This window comes from Devosia sp. (genome assembly GCF_035944845.1).
GTDB lineage: Bacteria > Pseudomonadota > Alphaproteobacteria > Rhizobiales > Devosiaceae > Devosia_A.
Window position 1 is genome coordinate 75,868 of the sequence record NZ_DASZAW010000124.1, and the last position, 22,861, is coordinate 98,728.

Here is a 22,861-nt window from a genome sequence, read left to right on the forward strand (position 1 = left end):
CATGTCGAGCGTCGAGCAAAACGCGACGGCTATTGCACGTGTTGCCGGGAACGTTCCCAAGTCGCAGCGCTTCGCCAATGGCGTCCGCCGCTGGTGGCCCTACTACGTCATGCTCGCCCCCGGCCTGCTGTTCTTCCTCGTCTGGCACTATTTCCCGATCTGGGAAGCCAAGATGGCATTCGAGCAGGTGCGCATCATCCCGCCCAATCTCTGGGTCGGGCTGAAGCACTTCCAGACCCTGTTCGCCTCGCCGGTGTTCTATCAGGTGCTGGCCAATACGCTGATCATCTCGACCCTGAAGATCCTCTTCGTCTTCCCGGTGCCGATCATCGTTGCGCTGCTGCTCAACGAGGTGCGGAGCGGGCGGCTCAGGAAGTTCGTGCAGTCGGCGATCTACCTGCCGCACTTTCTGAGCTGGGTGGTGATCGCCGGCGTGTTCATCGCCATCCTGTCGCCGTCCGATGGCGCGGTGAACCAGATCACCGGCTTCTTCGGCATCAAGCCGGTGGCCTTCATGACCGATGGCAACTCGAGCCGCTGGGTGCTGGTGTTCTCAGAGATCTGGCGGTCGGCCGGCTGGGACAGCCTGCTCTACCTCGCCGCCATCATCGGCATCGACCAGTCGCTCTACGAAGCAGCCGAGCTCGACGGCGCCAACCGTTGGCAGAAGGTCTGGCACGTCACCATCCCGGGGATCGTCCCGACCATCGCGACGCTGTTCATTCTCAACATGGGGATGTTCCTCTCGGCCGATCTCAACCAGGTCATCAACTTCCTCAACGACGTGAACCGCGGCCAGATCGATATCCTCGATACCTACGTCTACCGCATCGGTCTGCGCACTGGCGAATACTCGCTGGCCACGGCCGCCGGCCTGTTCAAGGCAGTGTTCGGCATGATCCTCATCCTATCGGCGCACTTCGTTTCGAAGCGCCTCACCGGCAAGGGAGTGTGGTGATGGCCGCGCCTCGTGGCACCGCGATCCGCCGCACGCCGCTGGAGCGCATCGAGTACGCCATCATCGTTACGACGCTGCTGGCGATGGTGGTGGTGATGCTGCAACCGATCCTAAACCTCCTGGCCGTGTCGTTCTCCGACCCCAGCCAGGTGGCGGGCAAGAGTGGCCTCGATATCTGGCCCTCGGGCTTCTCACTCGATGTCTGGATGCTGCTGCTGCAACACCCCAACGTGCAGCGCGGCATCCTCAATTCGATCTTCATCACCGCGACCGCCACTTTCATCGGCGTCGTCGGCACCGCGCTGATGGCCTGGGGCCTGAGCCGACCCAACCTGCCGGGCCGCCGCATCATCTTCCTGCTCGTCCTCGTCACCATCGTGTTCGAGCCCGGCATCATCCCCGACTACTTCCTGATGAAGCGGATGGGGCTGCTCGACAGCTACTGGAGCGTCATCCTCTACAAAGCCGTGAACGCCTGGTACCTGATCATCCTGGTTCGCTTCTTCGAGGAGATCCCCGAAGAACTGCTCGAGGCAGCCGAACTCGACGGCGCCAACGCCTTCCAGGTCTTCTTCCAGGTGGTGCTGCCGCTGGCCAAGCCCGCCTTGGCGACCATCGCCCTGTTCTACCTGGTGTTCCACTGGAACGAGTTCTTCCGGGCGATGATCTACCTGAACGACCAGACCAAGTACCCGCTGCAGGTGGTGCTCAGGCAGTTCGTGGTCGAGGGGGACAAGCTCGCCATCGTCGGCGCCGACAATGCCGCCAACAATATCGGCGTGGCGCAGATCAACCTGAAGGCGCTGAAGGCCGGGATGATCATCATCACCATCCTGCCCATCCTCGCCATCTACCCGCTGATCCTCAAGTTCTTCACCAAGGGCACGATGAGTGGAGCGCTGAAGGGATGATGGATTTCGCTGTCATTGCTGCGCCCGATGTAGGCAAACTCTCGCCATGCGGCACGGGAGAGCGTCATGACCGAGCGCACGGCACGTCCTGTCAATCGCGGCCTGCAGATCGCAGTCCTCACGTTGGCCGGCATCGAGACGGCGCTGGTCGCCGTCGTCGTATTCTTCGTTTCCTACCAGGCCCTGTTTTCGAACGAGCAGCTCAGCCGCTCGATCGGCTGGGCGATCACCGGCACGGCCGCGGCGCTGTTCGCAGTGTTCACGCTCCCGGCGCTCATTCTCGGCATCCGCGGGCGTTGGCTCAAAACTGCGCTGCTCTTCGCAATTCTCGCAGTTGCGGTGCCGGTGGCTCTCAGTCGCTTCACGTAGATTCCCCTGTTATTGCCGCCCGATATCTGGTCATCCTCCCGCTGCAGGGCACGGGAGAGCCGCATGAACGATACCGGCGCAAGCCCGAAGACACCCTGGCTGCGCTACGCCATCTTCGTCCTCGTCGGGCTGCAGATTGCGCTGTTCGTCGTCATCGAGGCAGACTTCCTCCAGCGCGCCTCGCAGATGGACACGATCACCCGGTCGATGAACCAGGATTTCGCCATCCTGCTCATCTTGCCGCTGGTGCTGCTGACCATCCCGGCGCTGCTCCTCGCCATCCTCAATCGCTGGCTGGTGCTGGCGTTGGTCCTCGCGGTGCTGCCGATCCTCGCGGTATCCGGGCTCATCGCGCTCATCAACTTCCGCTAGCCACCTCGCCACTGGCCCAACCCGCCGCCTTCAGCGGAGGGTACGCGCCATGATGGCTGTCCTCAGGCTGACCTTCAGTCATCGCCGTTCGGCCGCCTTACCGCAGCCTCGTGCCGGCGCGCCCACATCGCGACACGCGCCGGCGCGCCGGCCATCCAAGTCTCAACGAAAACAAGCATAACGGAGGAGAATCCATGCTTAAGACCCTGCTTCTGACCACAACCGCGCTGGCGCTCAGCCTGTCGCTGGCTATGCCCGCCAGCGCGCAGACGGTGATCCGCCTCGTGTCCAAGGACCTGCTCTCGACCAACCCGCCCGATGTTGCGCATATCGGGCGCATCGAGGCGGCACTGAAGGCGCAGGGCACCGATCTCGACATCCAGATCGTCGACCTGCCGTCATCGGGTTATGCCGATGCGCTCGGCGTCATGCTGCTCTCGGGCGATATCCCCGACCTGATCTACTTCCAGGGCGGCGACGCCAAGATGGCCGATCAGGGCATTCTCGAAGATCTGAACCCCTGGATCGAGAAGTCGCCCAACCTCAAGGCAGCGCTCTGGCCGCACAATGTCGAGCGCCTGAAAAACTATCCCTATCTGCTCTATGTCTATCCGCCGCGCGCCCCGCAGCCGGTACTCCGCAAGGACTGGCTGGATAAGCTCGGGATCGCCGCGCCGACCACCGTCGATGAGTACGAAGCCTTCTTCAAGGCCATCCACGATGCCGATCTCGATGGCGACGGCACCCCGGGCAACACCTACGGCGTCACCACTGCCGACAACACCAACGAGCTCGACTCGATCTTCAACCAGGCCTTCGGCATCACCGGCACCTGGATGAAGGACGCAGCCGGCGAGTGGGTAAGCTCGCGCATCACCGACCAGGAAAAGGCCAAGCTCACCTGGTACGCCAAGCTCGGCGCCGAGGGCCTCTACGACAAGGAATACGTCACCTCGAAATTCGATGTGAAGGAAGACAAATTCTACACCGGCAAGGCCGGCGTGATCTTCGGCTCCTCGGCGGAAGTCATCGACATCTATGGCGGCAAGATGCGCCAGGCGCATCCGGACGCGAACATCGAGCTGGCGCTGCTGCCGATCCCGTCGGGTCCGGGCGGCCAGGGCCTCCAGGCGGTCGATGTGTCGAAGGAAGCCCGCGGTTTCGCCATCGCCACCACCTCTGAGCACAAGGAAGAGGTGGCCAAACTGCTCGACTTCATGGCTTCGACTGAAGGCCAGATGCTTGATCGGATGGGCTTTGAGGGTGAGGAATACACCAAGTCCGGTGACACCTACGAGATCACCGACAAGATGAGCACCTGGTATGCCCGCTTCTTCGCGGCTGCCAACTTCACCCCGCCGGTGGAGTGGAAGTCTGAAGCTGCGCAGCAGTCGCTGAAGAATATCGCGGAGTGGTTCAAGCCGGACAACGCCTTCGTCTGGCCCGCCGACTATGCCGCCGACCTCGATGCGACCGAGAACGTCTACCGCGCCTGGGTCTACAAGTTCATCTCCGGCGAAGCCTCGATGGACCAGTGGGACGCCTTCGTCGCCGAATGGAAGGCCGCCGGTGGCGACCGCCTCAACGAGTATGCCCGGACCAAGCTGAACGGCTAAGGCCCGGACCATCGCATCCCGCCCGTGGCGTCCTCCCACGGCCACGGGCGGGTGCGGTGCCTGAACTAGACAAGCGGAAGCAGACCATCATGCCCACCTCCCTTCGCGGCCGTGTCCGCGCCATGCTCCACGGCATTGCCCTCGGCGATGCGCTCGGCGCCCCGGTCGAAAAGCTCTCGGCGGCCGATATCCGCGCCCGCTATGGCCGGGTCACTTCGCTCGAGGCGCGTTGGCACAAGATGGACCTGCCGCCCGCTGAGCGGAACCATCGCGTGCGGGGCAACGGCATCGTCACCGACGACACGCTGATGACCCTGGCGCTGATGGATCTTTATGCCGAAGCCAACCGCCATCTCGACGCCTGGGACATGGCCGACGGCATGGTACGCCAGATTGCCTGGACGCCACGCTGGATCCCCGAGATGCAGCGCGAAGCCAACCTGATCGACCGGCTGTTCTACCCCGAAAAATGGATCTTCCAGCGCCACCAGCTGGCCAATTGCGACCCCCGCCAGGGCGGCATCGGCAACATGGTCAATTGCGGTGCCGCCATGTACATCGCCCCGGTCGGCGTGGTGAACGCCTGCGACCCCAAGGCCGCTTATGACGAGGCGATAGCTTTCGCCCAGGGCCACCAGGAGAGTTTTGGGCTCGAGGCCGCCGGCGCCTTTGCCGCTGCCGTCGCTGCCGCCTTCATACCTGGTATCTCCATCGAAGCGATCGTCGAACGGGTCATTGCCCTCAGCAAGGACGGCACGCGCGAGGCGATCCGCGCCATCGCCGATGTCGCCTCCGGCCTTAAGGGCGCCGATCACGCCGAGGTGGTTGCCGCCTTTCACGCCGCCATCGCGCCATTCTCGCCGATGGGCGACGACGTGAACCACACCAAGGCCCGCGCCGGGCGGCTCTCGCAAGCCTATCAGCCGTCGCGGCTGGGCTCGATCGAGGAACTGCCGCTGGCGCTGGGCTTCGCCCTGGTCAATGGCGGCGATTTCCGTATCGCCATCGAAGACGGCATCAATTCCGGCCGCGACACCGATTCGATCGGCGTCATGGCCGGCGCCATCCTTGGCGTGCTGCACGGCGAGAGCGTCATCCGCGACGCCGACCGCCAAACCCTCGACAGCGCCAACCGCCTCGATCTCACGGCTGCGGCCGACCGTTTCACTGTCACCGCCACCGACATCCTTCTCGCCGACCGGCGGGCCCGCGAAGCCGCCGAGCGCAGCCGCGATGCGCTCTTGGAACAAGGCCCCCTCACCCGGCCTCCGGCCGACCTCTCCCCCCAGGGAGAGGTGGTGTAGCGGCACGATATCGCCCATGCCCCACCTCTCCCTCGGGGGAGAGGTCGCTGCGCAGCAGCGGGTGAGGGGGCCTTTTGCCTACTCCGACGCCAAGGACCACCATGCTGACCACCACCGAAATCTTCGATCGCATCTATGCCGGCTTCATCGGCAAGGCCATCGGCGTCCGCCTGGGCGCCCCGGTCGAGCCGACCATCTGGAGCTATGAGCGCATCCGCAACACCTATGGCGAGGTCACCCAGTACCTCCGCGATTTCAAGAATTTCGCCGCCGACGACGACACCAACGGTCCGGTCTATTTCATCCGCGCGCTGCGCGACTACGGGCTCAGGGCCACCGCTGCCGATGTCGGCCGCACCTGGCTGAACTACGCGGCCGAGGAACACGGCATGTACTGGTGGGGCGGCTTCGGCAACTCCACCGAGCACACCGCCTACAAGAACCTCAAATCCGGCATGGAGGCGCCGGAATCCGGTGCGATCGCCACCAACGGCACCACCGTCGCCGAGCAGATCGGCGGACAGATATTCATCGACAGCTGGGGCTGGGTGAACCCGGGCAACCCAATGCGCGCCGCTCAGATGTCGGCCATGGCCGCGTCGGTCGCCCATGACGGCGACGGCCTCAACGGCGCCCGCTTCTGTGCCGCCGCCATCGCCCAGGCATTCGTCGGCAAATCCATCGGCGAGATCGTCGAAACCGGCCTCTCGACTATCGATGCCAACTCGACCTATGCCCGCGTCGCTCGCGCGGTGATCGACTTCCACAAGGCCAACCCGTCCGACTGGCGCGCCTGTCGCGACATGCTGACCGCCGAGTGGGGTTACGACCGCTACCCGGGCGTCTGCCACATCATCCCCAATGCCGGCGTCACCGTCATGGCCATCCTTTACGGTGAGGGCGAACTGACCCGCACCGCCGAGATCGCCACCATGGCAGGCTGGGACACCGATTGTAACGCCGGCAATGCCTGCGCCATTGTCGGCACCTTCCAGGGCGTGCAGCCGAGCTGGGACAAGTATCGCAAGCCCATCAACGACTTCGTCATCGCCTCAGGCGTCATCGGCACGCTCAACGTTGTCGATATCCCGAGCTTTGCCCGCGAACTCACCGTCCTCGCCCTCCGCCTCGACGGCAAAGAGCCGCCGGCGCTCTGGCTCGAGGATTTCGAGCGCCGCGGCGTGCGTTTCGATTTCGATGCGCCGGGCGCCACCCATGCCTTCCGCACCGAGCCGTTCAACCAGATCGAGGTGAAGTCGGCCACGGACAAGCAGGGGCCGAATTCGCGTGGCGCGCTCGAGGTGCTGCTCGACCGGCTCGAGCGCGGGCAGGGCGGCCGGATCTTCTGGAAGCCGTTCTACCGCCGCGCCGATTTTGACGACGAGCGCTACCGCCCGATGTTCACCCCGCTCGCCGATGCCGGCCAGACGGTAAAGTTCAAGCTCGAGCTCGACCCCTGGAACGGCGACGGCAACCTCCGCGTCGCCCCCTATGTCCGCCGCGCCATCTCCGGCGAGATCGTCGAGACCGGCGCCTGGCATGTGCCGAGCTCCGCGGGCTGGCAGGATTACGAGTTCACCATTCCCGAAGGCGACGAAGCGATCGACGAGATCGGTGTCTTGGTCGAGTATTTCGGCCGCCTGAAGTTCCTCGGCCGGCTCTACCTGTCGGAGTTCTCGATCTCGGGCAAAGGCAAGCTCGGCATCGATCCGAAAGTCGAGAAGCAGGAATGGGGCGGCATCACCCGCTTCACCTGGAACCGCGGGCACTGGTCGCTGCAGGATGGCGTTATCCACGCCCACACCGCCGAGGACGCCGACGCCTGGACCGGCAACGGCTACCTCCGCGATGCCACGGTCACCGCCGAGGTGACCCCGCTGGCCGGCAAATCTCACCTCGTTGCCGCCCGCGTGCAGGGCACCAGCCGCTTCTATGCCGCCGGCTTCCAGGATGGCGAGGCAGTGATCCTGAAACAGGACCACGGCACCACCGTGCTGGCCAAGGCGCCATTCGCCGTGAAGCCCGGTGAAGCCCACAAGCTGGCGCTGACCGTGGCGGGCGACAAGCTGACGCTCAGCGTCGACGGCAAGGAATTGCTCTCGGCAACCGACAGCCACTTCCGCTACGGCCAGGCCGGCCTGCGCATGGCCGCGGCCGGGCGGATGACGGTCAGCCGGCTGGACGTGGTTGAGCTGTGAGACAGGCCTCGACAGACGGCCCCCTCCCATCCTCCCCCATAAAGGGGGAGGTGCCGCCTCCAGTGTTTGGCACGATCCAGCCACAGCCTCGACTCTTCACCTCCCCCTTTATGGGGGAGGCCGGGAGGGGGCCGTCTGCTTCAGTCGGCACCAACAGCAGATGACCATCCCCTTCAACCCCCTCGAAACCGGCCCGCTCGACGGCATCCGCGTCATCGACCTCAGCCGCCTTGTTGCCGGCAACATGCTGAGCCTGCAGCTCGCCGATTTCGGCGCCGACGTCATCAAGATCGAGCCGCCACAGGGCGATCCGCTGCGCGAGTGGCGCGATGAGGGGCACTCGCTCTACTGGAAGACCTACGGCCGCAACAAGCGCTCGGTGCAGCTCAACCTTCGCGAAGCCCCCCACATGGCGGCGCTGAAAGCGCTGCTCCAGACCGCCGACGTCTTCATCGAGAACTTTCGCCCCGGCACGCTCGAAGAGATGGGCCTCGCGCCCGACACTCTGCTTGCCGCCAACCCGAACCTGATCATTGTCCGTATTTCCGGATTCGGCCAGACCGGCCCCTACGCGCAGTTCCCCGGCTTCGGCACCATCGTCGAAGGGATGAGCGGCTTTGCCTACCGCACCGGTTTCCCCGATCGCGAACCGGTGCTGCCGCCGCTGGCGCTGGCCGACATGATCGCCGGGGTCTATGGCGCCAATGCCACCGTCACCGCGCTGTTTGCCCGCTTCCGTGGGCGCGCCAAGGGGCAGGTGATCGACCTGAGCCTGCTCGAGCCGATGTATTCGGTGCTCGGCCCGGAGGCCGCGATCTACGCGGTGACCGGCAAGGTCAAGGAGCGCTCCGGCTCTGCCTCCAACACCGCATCGCCGCGCAATGTCTATCGCTGCGCCGATGGCAAGTATGTGGCGCTATCCGGTTCGACCCCACAGGTGGCTCGTCGCATCTTCGAGGTCATCGGCAAGCCCGAAATGAACAGCGATCCGCGCTTTGCCACCAACTCCGACCGGGTGAAGCACCGCGACCTCGTCGACGCCGCGGTCGGCGAGTGGTTCAGCCGTCACAGCCACGACGAGGCATTGCGCATCATGCGCGAGGCCGGCGCCACGGTCGGCCCGATCTACTCGATCGCCGAGATTGCCCATGACCGGCATTTCATTGACCGCGGCATCATTGTCGATGTTGAAGACAAGGATTTCGGCAGCCTGCCGGTGCACAACATCCTGCCCCGCCTCAGCGATACCCCAGGCACCTTCCGCCGCCCGGCGCCGCAACTTGGCGAGCACACCGCAGAAGTGTTGCGCGAGGCCGGCGTCGATCCTGCTACGGTGCTCGGATGAAGCTTCGCTCGCTGCTCTATGTCCCGGCCCATTCCGAGCGCTTCGTCGCCAAGGCGCACGAGCGCGGCGCCGACGCCATCGTCCTCGATCTCGAGGATGCGGTGCCGGAAGCCGACAAGGACGCGGCGCGAGCCAACCTCGTGAGCACCGTCCCGTCCGTTGGTCGCAACGGCGCGGCAGTATTCGTCCGCATCAATCCAGCCCTTCGACAGCGTGAGGATGCACTTGCCGCCTGCCGGGCCGGCGCTGTCGGCGTGATGGTGGCCAAGGCCAGTTCCTCCGCCGCGCTCGATGCCCTCGCTGGCTCGCTTCGCGCCGAGGAGGCGAAACTTGGCCGAGCAGCGATGAGCTTCCTGGCCCTGGTCGAAGGCGCCGCGGCGCTGCTCGACGCCCGGCTGATCGCCGCCAATCACCGCGTCATCGGCCTGTTGCTCGGCAGCGAGGATCTCGTCACCGAACTCGGCGCCACCCCGAGCCCCGAGGTGCTGCGCCACCCGAAGCTGCTGCTGCACTATGCGGCGAAGGCCGAGGGCAAGCTGAGCTTCGGCCTGTTGCAGTCGAGCGCCGACTACACCGATCTCGCCGCCCTCGCCGCCGCCGCCGCGGAAGCCAGGGCACACGGCTTCGACGGCGCCACCTGCGTTCATCCTTCAGCTGTCGCGGTGCTCAATGCAGGTTTTTCACCGAGCGAGGCGGAGCGTGAATGGGCGGAGCGCGTCGTTGCTGCTGCATCTGAGCGCCCGGGCGCGTTCCAGCTCGACGGCAGAATGGTCGATGCCCCGATCGTGGCGCGAGCGCGGAAGCTGCTTGAGGGGTAAGTTGGTGTTTGCTGGCCGTACGTGCCAAAGACGCGATGCCCACCTGCCCCTTGATGGGGGAGGCAAGCGAAGCTTGTGAGCGAAGCGATCTAGCGTAGCTCGGAGGGGGTGTGGGGGACCTCGATACCTCTGGTCGACCCGATCTGGTTTCTGAGGCATACGGACCCCAACCAACATCGCGCGTGCTGCACACCCCACCCCATCCCTCCCCGTCAAGGGGAGGGTGTTCGGCCGGTGATTGGGGCCCGATCACAACACGCTGGGCTAAGCCGCAATCCCGATGAACTCGAGGAACGCCTCGAGCGGGAGCGGCTGCGACAACAGGAACCCCTGCAACTCGTGGCATCCATGCGCCACCAGGTAATCGCGCTGCCCCTCGGTCGCGACGCCCTCGGCGGTCACCCGCATCTTCAGCGAACGGGCCAGGTCGATAATGGTGCGGACGATCACCTCGGCGTCCGCCGAGTCTCCCAACTGGCCGACGAAGGACTGGTCGATCTTCAGCTTATCTACATTGTAGCGGCGCAGGTAGTTGAGCGACGAATAGCCGGTGCCGAAATCATCGAGCGCCAGCCGGATCCCCGCTTCGCGCAGCCGCGTCAGTCCGGCTTCGGTGGCTTCGGAGGTATCGAGCAGCACCCCCTCGGTGATCTCGAGTTGCAGTCGGTTCGGATCGATCTCTCGTTCACGCAGCGTTTCGATGGCCCGGTCGACGAAGCGCCGGCTCTTCAGCTCCACCGGTGACACGTTTACTGCCACCCAGGGGATCGTCGTCCGCGCCAGCATGCTGCAGGCCTCGCCGAACACCCACTCGCCCAGTTTCTCGATCAGCCCGCGTTCCTCGGCCACGCCGATGAATACGTCCGGCGCCAGCCGGCCGCGCTCCGGGTGGTCCCAGCGCACCAGCGCCTCGGCGCCGGCAATCGTGCGGCTGTCGGCTGCAAAGATCGGCTGGTACTCGAGCGTCAGCTCGCCGCCCTGGTCGAGCGCCCGGCGCAAATCCTGCTCGACCCGCCGCTTCTCCTCCACCGTCTCGGCCATGGGCGGCGCGAACACTTCCCAGCGGCTCCGCCCGCGCGCCTTGGCCTCATAGAGCGCGATATCGGCTTCACGCAGCATACGGAACGCGTCCGAGCCCGGCTGCCACGGTGCGATGCCGAAACTGGCGGTGATGAAAGCCGGATCGTCGAACAGCCGGAATGGCCGGCCGAACTGCAGCTGGATCGCCCGGCACAGCGATTCCGCCGCCGCTGCCGCCGGGCCGGAAAGGAGGATCGCGAACTCGTCGCCGCCCACTCGCGCCAGCGTGCCCGCCGGGCCTACCAGCTGGAACAGCCGATTGGCCAGCTGCCGCAGCAGGTCGTCGCCCGCCACGTGCCCAAGCGTGTCGTTGATGTGCTTGAAGCGGTCGAGGTCGATCAACACCAGCGTCGCCGGCCTTCCCTCTGCGGCTCGTGTCGCCAGCGCCGCAAGGTCGCGCTCGAACTGCGCCCGGTTTGGCAGCCCCGTGAGCGAGTCATGGTAGGCGAGAAAGTGGATATGCGCCTCGGCTCGGCGTCGCTCGGTGATATCGCGGGCGCTGCACACCAGCCCGATGATCGCCCCCTCGGGGTTGCGCAGCGGCAGCTTCGAAGTCGATAGCCACAGCTGCGTGCCGTCAGGGCGGATGACATATTCCTCGTGGTCGATCAGCGCCTTGCCGCGGATGACACTCATGTCGTCCTCGTAGTAGCGGCGGGCCAGCGGCAGCGGGTGCACGTCGAGGTCGGATTTGCCGATCAGCGTGTTGGGGTCGCCATGTCCCAGGTCGGCTGCGACCGCCCGATTGGCGATGACGAAGCGGGCGTCCCTGTCCTTGATGTAGAGGTAGTCCGGCACCTGGTCGATCATGGTGCGCAGCCAGCTGCGCTCGACCTGGGCCCGTTGCTGCTCGCCGGCCAGTTCCGCCGCAAAGCGTTGCAGCCGTTCGTTCGCCGCCACCAATGCGGCAAGCGATTCCGACGGCTCGGGGTGAGCGACGTGCTGGACGAGAGACCGCTTCACGACCATCGGGGCCTCGGAGCCGGATAGTTCGGGCGACTATCATGCTAGGCAGCAATCGATAAGCAACTCCTAATCGTGGCTAAGTACAAGTCTGCCGTCAGCGCCCCGCCGCAGCAGCAGCGCGGTAGTCGCTCGGCGAAATGCCATTGAGCCGTCGGAATGCCTTGGCGAAATAGTTTCCATTGGCAAAGCCGGTTGCTGCGGCGATGGCGGCGACCGGCTGGTCGGTGGCGATCAGCAGCCGGGTTGCCCGTTCCATTCGAACGGCGAAGACGAAATCCGACGGGCTTTGGCCGGTCTCGCCGCTGAACCGCCTGACGAAATGCGCCCGGCTCAGCCCCGCCACCCGCGCCAGCCGATCGACCCCCAGCGGTTCGCCCAGATGCTCGGTGATGAAGCTCTGCGCCCGCGCAATAGGTGGCGCCATCGCGGTGGTGGCCGGGGTTGCGCCGAACAGCCCGTCATGCAGCGCCATCATCGCCTCGTAAGCCGCGGCCGACGCCTCGCCACTCAGCAGCTCGGAAGAACGCATCAGTCTGAGGCAGGCATCCGCCATGCGGTCCACCGCCCCTGACGCGGGCAGCACCACCGGCCCCTTGAGGTCGATGATCGCCCGGATCAGCCGCAGTGCCTCGCGTCCATTGGCGCCGATCCAGAAATACTCCCAGGTCTGGCCGCGATCGAGCCAGTAGCGGTTGGCGTGCGGAAAGCTCAGCACCATGGTCGATCCGGGCAGCAGCACGTGTCGCGCCCCGGCATAGTCGAGCTCGCCGCGCCCCGCGATGGTGTGCTGGATGATGACGAACGGCACGTCGCCGCGCTTGAGCCCCTCCCAGTTGTAGACCTCGTTGGCGCGCTTTTCGAAGCCGGCGCCCGTTGCCATGGCATGAAAGCCCAACGGTCCGCGGGCTGGCGCGATGGTCTGGATCTTGTGCCCGTGAGCAATCAGGTCAGACAGCATGAAATTACCCGCGATCGCATGTCTTTCCTCTACACCGTCGGGCAGCGTTGCCGCTAGATGGAGCCCAATTGCAAAGGGAGGGAACGCCATGTCGTTCAAAATCGCGATCATCGGCGCCGGGTCGGTGGGGTTCACCAAGACCCTGATCTCGGATCTGCTCAAAGTGCCGGAATTCGCCGATGTCGAGTTCGCACTGACCGATATCAACGCCCACAACCTCGACATGATCCACCAGATCATCTCGTCGATCGTGGCGGTCAACCAGCTGCCGGCCAAGGTTACCGCCACCACCAACCGGCGCGAGGCCATCACCGGCGCACGCTACATCATGAGCTGCGTGCGCGTCGGCGGGCTCGAGGCCTTCGCCACCGACGTCAACATTCCGCTCAAATACGGCGTCGACCAGTGCGTCGGTGACACCATCTGCGCCGGCGGCATCCTCTATGGCCAGCGCAACATCCCGGTCATCCTCGATTTCTGCAAGGATATCCGCGAGGTGGCCGAGCCCGGCGCGCTGTTCCTCAACTATGCCAACCCGATGGCGATGAACACCTGGGCCGCCGATCTCTATGGCGGCGTCGATGTGGTCGGGCTCTGCCACGGCGTACAGCACGGCGCCCATCAGATTGCCCAGGTGCTCGGCGTCGACGATCACGACCTCGACTATGTCTGCTCGGGCATCAATCACCAGACCTGGTACATCGATATCCGTGCCAAGGGCCGCAAGATCGAGGCAGACGAGCTGATCGCCGGCTTCGAGAAGCATCCGGTCTACTCCAAGCAGGAAAAGGTCCGCATCGACGTGCTGAAGCGCTTCGGCGTCTATTCCACCGAGTCGAACGGCCACCTGAGCGAATACCTGCCCTGGTACCGCAAGCGCCCCGAAGAAATCTCGCGCTGGATCGACATGAGCGACTGGATCCACGGCGAGACCGGCGGCTACCTTCGGCACTCGACCGAGCGCCGTAACTGGTTCGAGACCGACTTCCCCAAGTTCAAGGCCGAAGCCACCAAGCAGCTGTCGGAGCACAAGCGTACCACCGAGCACGCCAGCTACATCATCGAGGCGCGCGAGACCGGCCGCACTTATCGCGGCCACTTCAACCGCCGCAACAACGGCATCATCAAGAACCTGCCGGCTGACGCCATCATCGAAAGCCCCGGCTTCGTCGATCGCTTCGGCATCAACATGGTCGAGGGCATCGAGCTGCCGATCGCCTGCGCTGCGACCTGCTCGGTATCGATCAGCGTGCAGCGGATGAGCGTCGAAGCGGCAATGACCGGCAATATCGACATGCTGAAGCTTGCCGTACTGCACGATCCGCTGGTCGGCGCCATCTGCACCCCCGACGAGGTCTGGCAGATGGTCGACGAAATGGTCGTCGCCCAGGCGCAATGGCTGCCGCAATATGCCGAGGCGGTCCCGGCCGCCAAGGAGCGGCTGGCGAAAGCCACGGTGAAGACGAAGGACTGGGCCGGCGCCGCCCGCAAGGTGGTGCGCTCGGTCGAAGAGCTGCGCGAGATGAAGGGGGCGCATCACTGAGATTGTGGCTGCCGAAGGCCCCCTCACCCGGAGCGCTGCGCGCTCCGACCTCTCCCCCAGAGGGAGAGGTGAGCTCGTGGCGAGATCGAGCCCCAGCACCACCTCTCCCTTGGGGAGAGGTCGGCCAAAGGCCGGGTGAGGGGGCCTTGCCCCACGCACTGAGCTCGGAGAAGTTAACTCCCGTTAACCCGACTCCCTGCATGGTGGCGGCATGTCCGATGTCGCCACCGCGCTGCTGCAACTGATCGGCCGCTCCGAGCCCGCCGCCGATCCGGCGCTGGCGGCGGTGAAGCTTGCGCGCGCCAGTCTTGACGCGCTGGTGCTCCGCCTAGGCCAGAGCATCGACGCCAAGGTCACCGCGCAACTGGCAGGCGGCCTGACCCAGCTCACCGCCGACGGTGAGACCTTCGTGCTGAAGCTCGAAACGCCGCTGCCGGTCAACACCGTGGTGACGCTGAAGATCACCCCGTCCCCGACCGGCCAGCCCGCCGTCACCGTCACCGTGCAGCCGCAACCCGCAGTCGCCCAGCCGGCTCCGCCGGCCCCACCAGCACTGCCGCCGCTGCCGCAGCCGGTTACCGCCGCGACGGTGCCGGCTCCACCCGTTCAGCTGGCTGGCGCACCACCCGCAGCTGTCGCACCGCTATCGCCCGGTGCGCCAGTGCTCGCACCAGGCGCTGCGCCGTTCGCAGCTGTCCCGCTTGCACCGGCGGTATCGCTCCCCGCCGAGGTTCAGCCGCCAGGCTTGCCGGCTCAAGCGCCAACGATCCCCACCCCGCCGGCGCCCGCGCAGCCATCCGGCACGCCGACGCCGCTTCCTCCAGTCACCGTCCAACTGGCCCCGGCGCCAGCTCCAGCGGCGCAGGCGCTCCCACCAACACCGGCTGCCCAGGCGCCCGCACCTGCGCCGGCTCAGCCGCCTCCAGCTCAGCTCACGCCAACCCAGCCTGCGCCGGCTCACCCAGCACCGGCGCAGCCGGCGTCGGCCCAACCAGCGCCAGCTGCGACGATCGCTCAGCCGGCCAGGCCCGCCACCGTCTCGACCCCACCAATACCGGCGGCCGCCCCCACGCAGCCTGCGACCGCCCAGCTCTCGCCAGCCGCGCCGACTGTCCCGGTGAGCAACACCCCCGCGACGAGCCACCCGATGCCGCCGGTGGTGCAGCCCCAGGTCGCCACAGCTGCGCCGTCGGCCAAACCGGTTTCCCCCGGCGGTCCGGTGCCAGCCATTGCGCCGCAGCTGACAGGGAGCCCCGCACCGCCGCCGCCCGCGCCGGCAGCAACCCCCACACTCTCGCTGCCACCGCCGACGGTTGTATCGCCCATATCGATCCCGCGCTCGGGCCCGACGCCTGCGTCGCCTCCGCTTGCGCAAATCCTCGCCGATCCCGTCCAGGCCGCGGCGCGACAGGACAGCATCCTGCCGCTGATCGCCCGTCTTGCGACGCTAGCCGCGCCCACAGCCGCCGCACTGCCGCGTCCGGCGCTCGAAGCCATCGCCATGCTGCTCGGCACCCGGCTCGATCTCAACCGCGCTCCGCCCGACGGCAAGACGCTTCGCGATGCCGTGCTGCGGACCGGCATCATCACCGAGCCCGGCACCCGCACCTCCACCGATGCCAAATCCGCCCTGCTGCAGTTGCGCTCGGCTCTATCCGGGTTCCTTGGTGGCGAGGTCGAGGCCGTCGCGCCGGTAACGCGCCGTCCGCCCCCGCCCCTGAAGGGAGAACCCGTCCGCGCCCCTTCCGCCCAGTCCGCGCCGCCTTCGGCTGAAGAACCCGTCGAGACGGCCCGGCAGTTGCTCGGTCACGCCGACGCGGCACTCTCCCGCGCAAAACTGCTGCAGCTGGCCTCCAACCCCGCCGATGCGGCTCGCCCCGCTACTGCAGCTCCCGCCGCCGAGTTCCGGGTGGAGGTGCCGATGCAACTCGGCGCCGAAACCGGCATCCTGCAGCTGCTGGTCGAGCGTGACGGCAAGCACAAGCGCAGCCCGACGGAGCGCGGCTGGCGCATGCGCTTTGCCCTCAATTTCACCGCCACCGGCGAGGTCGGCGCCGAGGTGGCGTTGCTAGGCCGCAGCGCCAACGTCGCGCTGTGGGCCGCCGACCCGGCGACCGCCGATGCGCTCGAGGCCGCGCTGCCCGAGCTCGCACCGGCGCTGGCCCGTCTTGGCCTCGATGTCGGCTCCGTGCGGGTGCGCCGTGGCGCGCCGCCGCCCGCTGCCCGCGCCCCGGGTCAATTGTTGGACAGCGCCCGATGACTGACACCCCAAAGCCCGTCAGCCTCGCTGTCGCGCTGGAGTATGAGCGCGGCACCCGCGATGCGCCGCGTGTCGTCGCCAAGGGGCGGGGCGAACTGGCCCGCCGCATTGTCGAGGTAGCGGGCGAAGCCGGCGTCGTCATCGAAGCCAACGGTCCGCTCGCCGAGGCGCTGGCGAGCGTCGAGCTCGACGAGCAGATCCCGATCGAGCTCTACGAAGCAGTGGCCGAGATCATCGGTTTTGTCCTTAGGGCGAGTGCTTATCCTCCCCCGCGGGGCGGGGGAGGGGGACCGGCGAAGCCGGTGGAGGGAGCAGCAAGACGCGCCGTCTGACACCACCTTGCATTCCCACCCGGCTCCGGGCGAAGTGACGCGCCACTTTCCGGAGCCCTGCGTCATGCCGACCATTGCCGACCTCGATACCCCCACCGTCCTGATCGACATCGATCGTGTCGAGGCCAATCTGCAGCGGGCCCAGGCGCATGCCAACGCGCACGGCTATGCGCTGCGTCCGCACATCAAGACGCACAAGCTGCCGCGCTTTGCCAAGCGCCAGGTCGAGCTCGGCGCCGTCGGCATCACCGCGCAGAAGCTGGGTGAGGCCGAGGTGATGGCCGATGCCGGCATCACCGATATCTTCCTGCCTTACAACATCCTCGGGGCCAAGAAGCTGGCGCGGCTCAAGGCGTTGAACGAGCGCCTCACCCTGTCGGTCACCGCCGACAGCCCGGACACGCTATTCGGTTACGCCGCCACCTTCACCGACGGCAAGCCGCTCACCGTCCTGATCGAATGCGATTCCGGCGGTGGCCGCTGCGGCGTACAGACCCCGGCCCAGGCCCTGGCGCTGGCCCGGCAGATCGCGCTGGCCCCCGGCCTCCGCTTCGGCGGCCTGATGACTTATCCGCCGCTGCACGGCGTCGAAAAGTCCAACGCCTGGCTCACCGAGGCGGTGGCGCTGTTCGCTGAGGCCGGCATCGCCGTGCCGCGGGTTTCCTCCGGCAACAGCCCGGATATGTGGGCGCCGGCCAGCGCCCCGGTCACCGAGCGTCGCCCCGGCACTTACATCTACTACGATCGCTTCCAGGTGAAGGAGCGCGCCGCCAGCCTCGACGATTGCGCGCTCAGCGTGCTCGTCACCGTGGTGAGCCGCCCGACCGCCACCCGCGTCGTCATCGATGCCGGATCCAAGTCGCTGACTTCCGATCTCCTCGGCATGGAGGGGTTCGGCCTCGTCATGGGTACCGATCTCACCATAAAGGGGTTGTCCGAGGAGCATGGGGTCATCGAACTGCCTGTCGCCTCGGACTGGCCGCGCGTCGGCGAGCGGCTCCGCATCATTCCCAACCACGCCTGCGTCATCTCCAACCTGTTCGACAGCGTGACGCTGATCTCGGGCGACGAAGTGCGTGAAGTGGTCCCCGTTGCGGCACGAGGACGCGTCGACTGAGCGATTTCCGGAAAACTCGGCAAAATCGAAAATCCGGGGCATTTCGGCGTTTCACTGCACCGGTGAAATGCTCTAGAACACCTCTCGCAAGGGAGTGGTATTCAAATGGTCGCTGATTGGTATGATGGTTTGACGCTGGCAACCGAGTGGCGTCCGGCCACCGAAGGCGTGGTTGCGCGCTACCGGCTGACGCTCACCAACGATACGGGCGAGGCGCTGCGCGATTTCCGGCTCGGCATTTCCGGGCCGGCGCGGGTCAGCGACGATGCCGAGATCGTTGGCGCCAAAGTGGTGACCCAGATCTCGAACTTCTGCGAACTGGCGCCCGAACGCGGCTTCGTGCTCGCCCCCGGCGCCAGCTGGACCGTCGACGTGCTGAAGCTCGACTATCCGATCCGCCACTGGACCGACGGCGCCACCACTGGCTTCCTCATTCTGGGCGACGGAACCCCGCGTTCTCTGCGCACCGTGCCGACCCGGCGCGAAGGCAGTGACACGGTGCAGAAGAAAGGCACCGCCATTTACGAGGTGCCCAAGCACCCGCCGGTGCCGGTGTCGATTGTCCCCTGGCCGCGGCAGGTCGCCGTCTCCGGCCGCCGCACCGCGCCGGCGGGGCTGGCACCGATCCCTTCGACGGTCGGCAAGGCCGCAGCCGCGGCTTTCGGCAAGCTGACCGACAAGCTGTTCCCCGGTGAAGGGCTCCTCCGTCCTGCCCATGAGGGTGGCTTTCCGGTTGAGCTGGCGGCCGGCGCCGGCGGCAAGGAAGGCTATGCCATCGAGTTCTCGGCCGACCGCGCCCGCGTCATCGCCGAAACCGAAACCGGCCTGCTCTATGGTCTCATCACGCTGGGCCAGATCCTGCGCGGCGCCCGCCTCCATCTGCGCCAGCTCAACTTCCCGACCAGTGGCCGCATCGAGGATGCGCCAGTGATGGCGTGGCGCGGCAGCCATCTCGATGTCGCCCGCCGCTACTACGCCAGGGACGAGGTCGAACGCTTCATCGCCATTCTCGCCTGGAACAAGCTCAACGTGCTGCACTGGCACCTCAGCGACGACGAGTCCTGGCGGGTCGAGATCGACGCATACCCGCAGCTCACCGGCAAAGGCGCCTGGCGCGGCTACGGCATGCCCGTGCCGCCTTTGCTCGGCTCGGGGCCGGAGCGCACCGGAGGCTACTATTCCAAGGCCGATATTCGAGCCATCGTCGGCTTCGCCACCGGGGTCGGCGTCGACGTGGTGCCCGAGATCGACATGCCGGGCCATTGCTACGCGCTGCTGCAGGCCATCCCGGCTTTGCGCGACCCGGGCGAGAATGCGCCGTATTTCTCGATCCAGAGCTTCCCCAACAACTGCCTCAACCCGGGGGTCGAGGCCACCTATGGCGTGGTCGAGACGATCCTTGCCGAGATGGCCGAACTCTTCCCCTCGCGCTATTTCCACGTCGGCGCCGACGAGGTGCCGCATGACGCCTGGGAGAGCTCCCCCGCCGCGCGCGCGCTTTCCGCCAAGCTCGGCACCACCGGCACCGCTCCGCTGCAGGCGCATTTCCTGCAGCGCCTCCAGGCGTTTCTCACCTCGAAAGGCAAGATCACCGGCGCCTGGGAAGAGGCGGCACTGGGCGGCGGCATCGACAAGGCCAGTTCCTACCTCGTCGGCTGGAAGGACACCGCCATCAGCCAGAATCTCGCTGCCGAGGGCTACGATGTCGTCGTCGCCCCGGCGCAGGCCTACTATCTCGATATGGCGAACTCCGAGGATTGGCATGAGTGCGGCGCTGCCTGGGCCGGCTGGTCGTCGCCCGAAAAGAGCTATGGCTTCGAGCCCACCGCCGGCTGGACCGAGGCCGAGCGCGGCCACCTGCTCGGCATCCAGGCCTGCATCTGGTCCGAGCCGATGACCGACCGCGCCGTGTTCGATCGGCTGGTGTTCCCGCGGCTGTCGGCCATCGCCGAAACCGGCTGGAGTTCCAATCGCGATTTCAATCGCTTCAAGGCGCTGGTCGGCCTGATGCCGAACCTTTACGGTCGCTACGAAGGATTCTGAGCGAAGGACCATTGGGACCATGGGCGATCTGTTGGTCCGGCTGTATGACCTGCCGGACATTGCCTCCGAAGCCAAGGTGCAGGCGGCGGGCATCACCGTCCGCCGCGCCCTGCCGCCCGAGCGTCATGTGGTCACTGCGTGGGTCGGGCGGCATTTCAGCCCGTTCTGGGTGTCCGAGGTCGAGGCGGCGATGAGCCATTTGCCGGTCACCTGCTGGATCGCCATCAAGGACAACCAACTGCTCGGCTTCGCTTGCCACGACGCCACCGCCAAGGGCTTCTTCGGCCCCACCGGGGTCGACGAGGCGGCGCGCGGGCAGGGCATCGGCGAGGCCCTGCTGATCGCAACCCTCCGCGGCATGCGCGAGGCGGGCTATGCCTACGCCGTCATCGGCGGTGCCGGGCCGGTCGAGTTCTACCAGAAGCGGCTCGACGCCATGGTGATCCCAAAGTCGGAGCCCGGCATCTATGCGGGGATGCTGCGTCCGCCCAAGTCGACGTGAATCGCACTACGCAACTAACCTGCTATTTACTCGCTGGCACTAGGCTCTGAACTTCCATCCCCTCAGGATTTCCGGAACTCCCGCGTCGTGCCCAAGACCGGAAACACCGCTGCGCCGTCGTCCGACCCGGGTACCGCCGCGCCGGCGGACGATGCGGCGAGACTCAAGCTCAGCCGCTCGCTGAGCTCGACGCGCAGCAAGCTGCGCGCCCAGGAACTGCACCTGCGCGCCATCCTCGACAATCTGGCGCATGGCATTTCGCTCTATGATCGTCACGGCCGGCTGGTGCTGTGCAACCGGCAGTTCCTTGATATCTATCGGCTGCCGCCGGCACTGGGTAAGCGCGGCACGACCTTCCGTCAGATTCTCGAGGCCCGCGTCGCCGGTAATACCCATGTCGGCGACGATGTCGAAGGTTATGTCGCCGACCGGCTGAGCGCCGTGCACGAGCAGCGCACCCTGGGCGGTATCCACCGGCTCAACTCGGGGCAGGTGATTTCGATGACCCACCAGCCCATCGAAGATGGCGGCTGGATCTCGACCCACAAGGATGTGACCGAACTGCACAACATGCAGGCCGAGCTCACCCACCTCGCCTATCACGACGCGCTGACCGGCCTGCCCAACCGCACGCTGTTCTACCGGCGGGTCGGCAACGCGTTTCGTGATGTCGGCAGGGCCAGCGGCTTTGCTGTGCTCTGCCTCGATCTCGATGGCTTCAAGGCCATCAACGACACCCTGGGCCACGCCGCGGGCGATGCGCTGCTCAAGCAGTTCGCCGGTCGGCTCGGTGGCTGCCTCGGGCCGATGGACAGCGCCGCGCGGATGGGTGGCGACGAGTTCGCCGTGCTGCATCGTGGGGGCGACGCCGAGAGCGCGCTCGACCTCGCCGCCAGCATCTGTGCCGCCACCGTCGCGCCTTACGATCTCGACGGCCAGGTGGTGACCATCGCGGTGGGAATCGGCATCGCCGTCGCCGGCACCGACGGCAGCGAGCCAGACGAACTGCTGCACAATGCCGACGTGGCGCTCTATGCTGCCAAGCGCGACAGCCACGGCTCCATCCGGTGTTTTGAGCCCGCGCTCAACCGCATCGGCGTCGATCGCCGCCGGCTCGAGGCCGACCTGCGGCGCGCCATCGAGTTCGGCGAGTTCGAGCTGCACTTCCAACCCATCCTCAACCTCCGCACCCACGCCTTTTCGGGCTTCGAGGCGTTGCTGCGCTGGCAGCATCCGGAGCGTGGCCTGGTGCCGCCCTGCGACTTCATCCCGGTCGCCGAGGAAACCGGGCTGATCGTGCCGATCGGCGATTGGGTGATCCGCGAGGCGCTTGCCGAAGCGGCGCGCTGGCCAGGCGAGTTGAAGATCGCCGTCAACGTCTCCTCGGTGCAACTGGTCCGCGGCAGCCTCGTCACCACCCTGGTGCAGGCGCTGGCTGCCTCCGGCATCGCCCACGAACGGGTCGAGATCGAGATCACCGAGTCGGTGTTCCTCGAAAATTCCGAACAGAGCCTCGAGACCCTGCGCCAGTTGCGCGGGCTGGGCCTCCGCATCGCACTCGACGACTTCGGCACCGGCTTTTCGGCGCTCGGCTATCTGCTGGCCTTCCCGTTCGACAAGATCAAGATCGACGGCACGTTCATCAAGGCGCTCGACAGCGCCGAGGGCGCCGAAACCATCGTTGCCGCGGTGGCCGATATCGGCGCCCGGCTGATGATGGCGACCACCGCCGAGGGCATCGAAACCGCCGAGCAATTGCGCGGCGTCCATGCTGCCGGCTACACCGAGGCGCAGGGCTACCTGATCTCCCGCCCGATGACCCGCGACGCTGTCCGCCGCCTGGTCTTCGCCTCCGACGCCATGCCCGAAGCCCCGCTCGACCAGCGCGAAGCGGGGTAGGCACGTCATCGCCGGCCGTGCCACACCGCCCCCTCGCCCCTCTGGGGAGAGGGCTGGGGTGAGGGGCGCCAAGCGCGCCGGCATGGGGTGTTGGTCGGCATGTAATATCAGCCGCTCGCCCAGTGCGCTTGGCTACCCCTCACCCTGACCCTCTCCCTTCAGGGGCGAGGGACGCAAGGCCACTCCTGCCCGAGCCCGACCCGCCCGCCCGTCACCTCACCGTCACCAATCCGTCACAGCAGCTTCGCCTGTCGGGTGCACGGCTTCTCG

Annotated in this window: 18 protein-coding genes; 16 read left to right on the forward strand and 2 right to left on the reverse strand. The window is 66.4% G+C overall.

What is annotated here, in order from left to right; translation table 11 throughout:
* Position 1: 1 nt before the first annotated feature.
* The 9 genes from VGV07_RS24650 to VGV07_RS24690 all read left to right on the forward strand — a co-directional run bounded on the left by VGV07_RS24650 (position 2) and on the right by VGV07_RS24690 (position 9,891).
* A complete protein-coding gene (locus VGV07_RS24650; protein ID WP_326871378.1) occupies positions 2 to 958 on the forward strand; it encodes an ABC transporter permease in 957 nt (318 codons plus the stop codon).
* The gene (locus VGV07_RS24655) at positions 958 to 1,869 is read left to right on the forward strand and encodes a carbohydrate ABC transporter permease (protein ID WP_326871379.1); all 912 of its coding nucleotides are present in this window, start codon (positions 958 to 960) and stop codon (positions 1,867 to 1,869) included. Before VGV07_RS24650 ends, VGV07_RS24655 begins: the two co-directional genes overlap by 1 nt.
* Positions 1,870 to 1,935: 66 nt before the next feature.
* The gene (locus VGV07_RS24660) at positions 1,936 to 2,238 is read left to right on the forward strand and encodes a hypothetical protein (protein WP_326871380.1); all 303 of its coding nucleotides are present in this window, start codon (positions 1,936 to 1,938) and stop codon (positions 2,236 to 2,238) included.
* 63 nt (positions 2,239 to 2,301) lie between these two features.
* On the forward strand, positions 2,302 to 2,610 hold the full coding sequence (locus VGV07_RS24665; RefSeq protein WP_326871381.1) for a hypothetical protein: 309 nt from the start codon (positions 2,302 to 2,304) through the stop codon (positions 2,608 to 2,610).
* A gap of 194 nt (positions 2,611 to 2,804) precedes the next feature.
* Positions 2,805 to 4,226 carry an extracellular solute-binding protein gene (locus VGV07_RS24670; RefSeq protein WP_326871382.1) on the forward strand — a complete coding sequence of 474 codons (1,422 nt, stop codon included), beginning with the start codon at positions 2,805 to 2,807 and terminating at the stop codon, positions 4,224 to 4,226.
* 89 nt (positions 4,227 to 4,315) lie between these two features.
* Positions 4,316 to 5,530: an ADP-ribosylglycohydrolase family protein gene (locus VGV07_RS24675; RefSeq protein ID WP_326871383.1), complete on the forward strand. Its 1,215-nt coding sequence runs from the start codon at positions 4,316 to 4,318 to the stop codon at positions 5,528 to 5,530.
* A 101-nt stretch (positions 5,531 to 5,631) separates the two neighbouring features.
* Entirely contained in the window at positions 5,632 to 7,728 is a 2,097-nt protein-coding gene (locus VGV07_RS24680) for an ADP-ribosylglycohydrolase family protein (RefSeq protein ID WP_326871384.1), read from the forward strand.
* A gap of 160 nt (positions 7,729 to 7,888) precedes the next feature.
* Positions 7,889 to 9,073, forward strand: a complete 1,185-nt coding sequence (locus tag VGV07_RS24685; RefSeq protein ID WP_326871385.1) for a CoA transferase — start codon at positions 7,889 to 7,891, stop codon at positions 9,071 to 9,073.
* On the forward strand, positions 9,070 to 9,891 hold the full coding sequence (locus VGV07_RS24690) for a CoA ester lyase (protein ID WP_326871386.1): 822 nt from the start codon (positions 9,070 to 9,072) through the stop codon (positions 9,889 to 9,891). The genes VGV07_RS24685 and VGV07_RS24690 overlap by 4 nt, the downstream gene beginning before the upstream one ends.
* Before the next feature lie 264 nt (positions 9,892 to 10,155).
* Here VGV07_RS24690 and VGV07_RS24695 read toward each other — a convergent pair whose 3' ends face one another.
* Together VGV07_RS24695 and VGV07_RS24700 are read right to left on the reverse strand one after the other, a co-directional pair.
* Positions 10,156 to 11,940 (reverse strand): putative bifunctional diguanylate cyclase/phosphodiesterase, encoded by a 1,785-nt coding sequence (locus VGV07_RS24695; RefSeq protein WP_326871387.1) that lies wholly within the window; start codon positions 11,938 to 11,940, stop codon positions 10,156 to 10,158.
* Between the two features lie 91 nt (positions 11,941 to 12,031).
* Positions 12,032 to 12,895: an AraC family transcriptional regulator gene (locus VGV07_RS24700; protein WP_326871388.1), complete on the reverse strand. Its 864-nt coding sequence runs from the start codon at positions 12,893 to 12,895 to the stop codon at positions 12,032 to 12,034.
* Positions 12,896 to 12,983: 88 nt separating this feature from the next.
* Here VGV07_RS24700 and VGV07_RS24705 point away from each other — a divergent pair, with 88 nt between their 5' ends.
* From VGV07_RS24705 to VGV07_RS24735, 7 genes are all read left to right on the forward strand, one after another.
* Complete coding sequence (locus tag VGV07_RS24705) at positions 12,984 to 14,438, forward strand: alpha-glucosidase/alpha-galactosidase (RefSeq protein ID WP_326871389.1); 1,455 nt, start codon at positions 12,984 to 12,986, stop codon at positions 14,436 to 14,438.
* Between the two features lie 319 nt (positions 14,439 to 14,757).
* Entirely contained in the window at positions 14,758 to 16,698 is a 1,941-nt protein-coding gene (locus VGV07_RS24710; RefSeq protein WP_326871390.1) for a flagellar hook-length control protein FliK, read from the forward strand.
* Positions 16,695 to 17,030, forward strand: coding sequence for an EscU/YscU/HrcU family type III secretion system export apparatus switch protein (locus tag VGV07_RS24715; RefSeq protein WP_326871391.1), 336 nt, complete (start codon positions 16,695 to 16,697; stop codon positions 17,028 to 17,030). The genes VGV07_RS24710 and VGV07_RS24715 overlap by 4 nt, the downstream gene beginning before the upstream one ends.
* A gap of 64 nt (positions 17,031 to 17,094) precedes the next feature.
* A complete protein-coding gene (locus tag VGV07_RS24720) occupies positions 17,095 to 18,147 on the forward strand; it encodes a D-TA family PLP-dependent enzyme (protein ID WP_326871392.1) in 1,053 nt (350 codons plus the stop codon).
* Between the two features lie 105 nt (positions 18,148 to 18,252).
* Positions 18,253 to 20,190, forward strand: coding sequence for a beta-N-acetylhexosaminidase (locus VGV07_RS24725; RefSeq protein ID WP_326871393.1), 1,938 nt, complete (start codon positions 18,253 to 18,255; stop codon positions 20,188 to 20,190).
* Between the two features lie 19 nt (positions 20,191 to 20,209).
* Positions 20,210 to 20,692: a GNAT family N-acetyltransferase gene (locus tag VGV07_RS24730; protein ID WP_326871394.1), complete on the forward strand. Its 483-nt coding sequence runs from the start codon at positions 20,210 to 20,212 to the stop codon at positions 20,690 to 20,692.
* An 87-nt stretch (positions 20,693 to 20,779) separates the two neighbouring features.
* Positions 20,780 to 22,591, forward strand: coding sequence for a putative bifunctional diguanylate cyclase/phosphodiesterase (locus VGV07_RS24735; protein ID WP_326871395.1), 1,812 nt, complete (start codon positions 20,780 to 20,782; stop codon positions 22,589 to 22,591).
* The last annotated feature ends 270 nt before the right edge of the window (positions 22,592 to 22,861 follow it).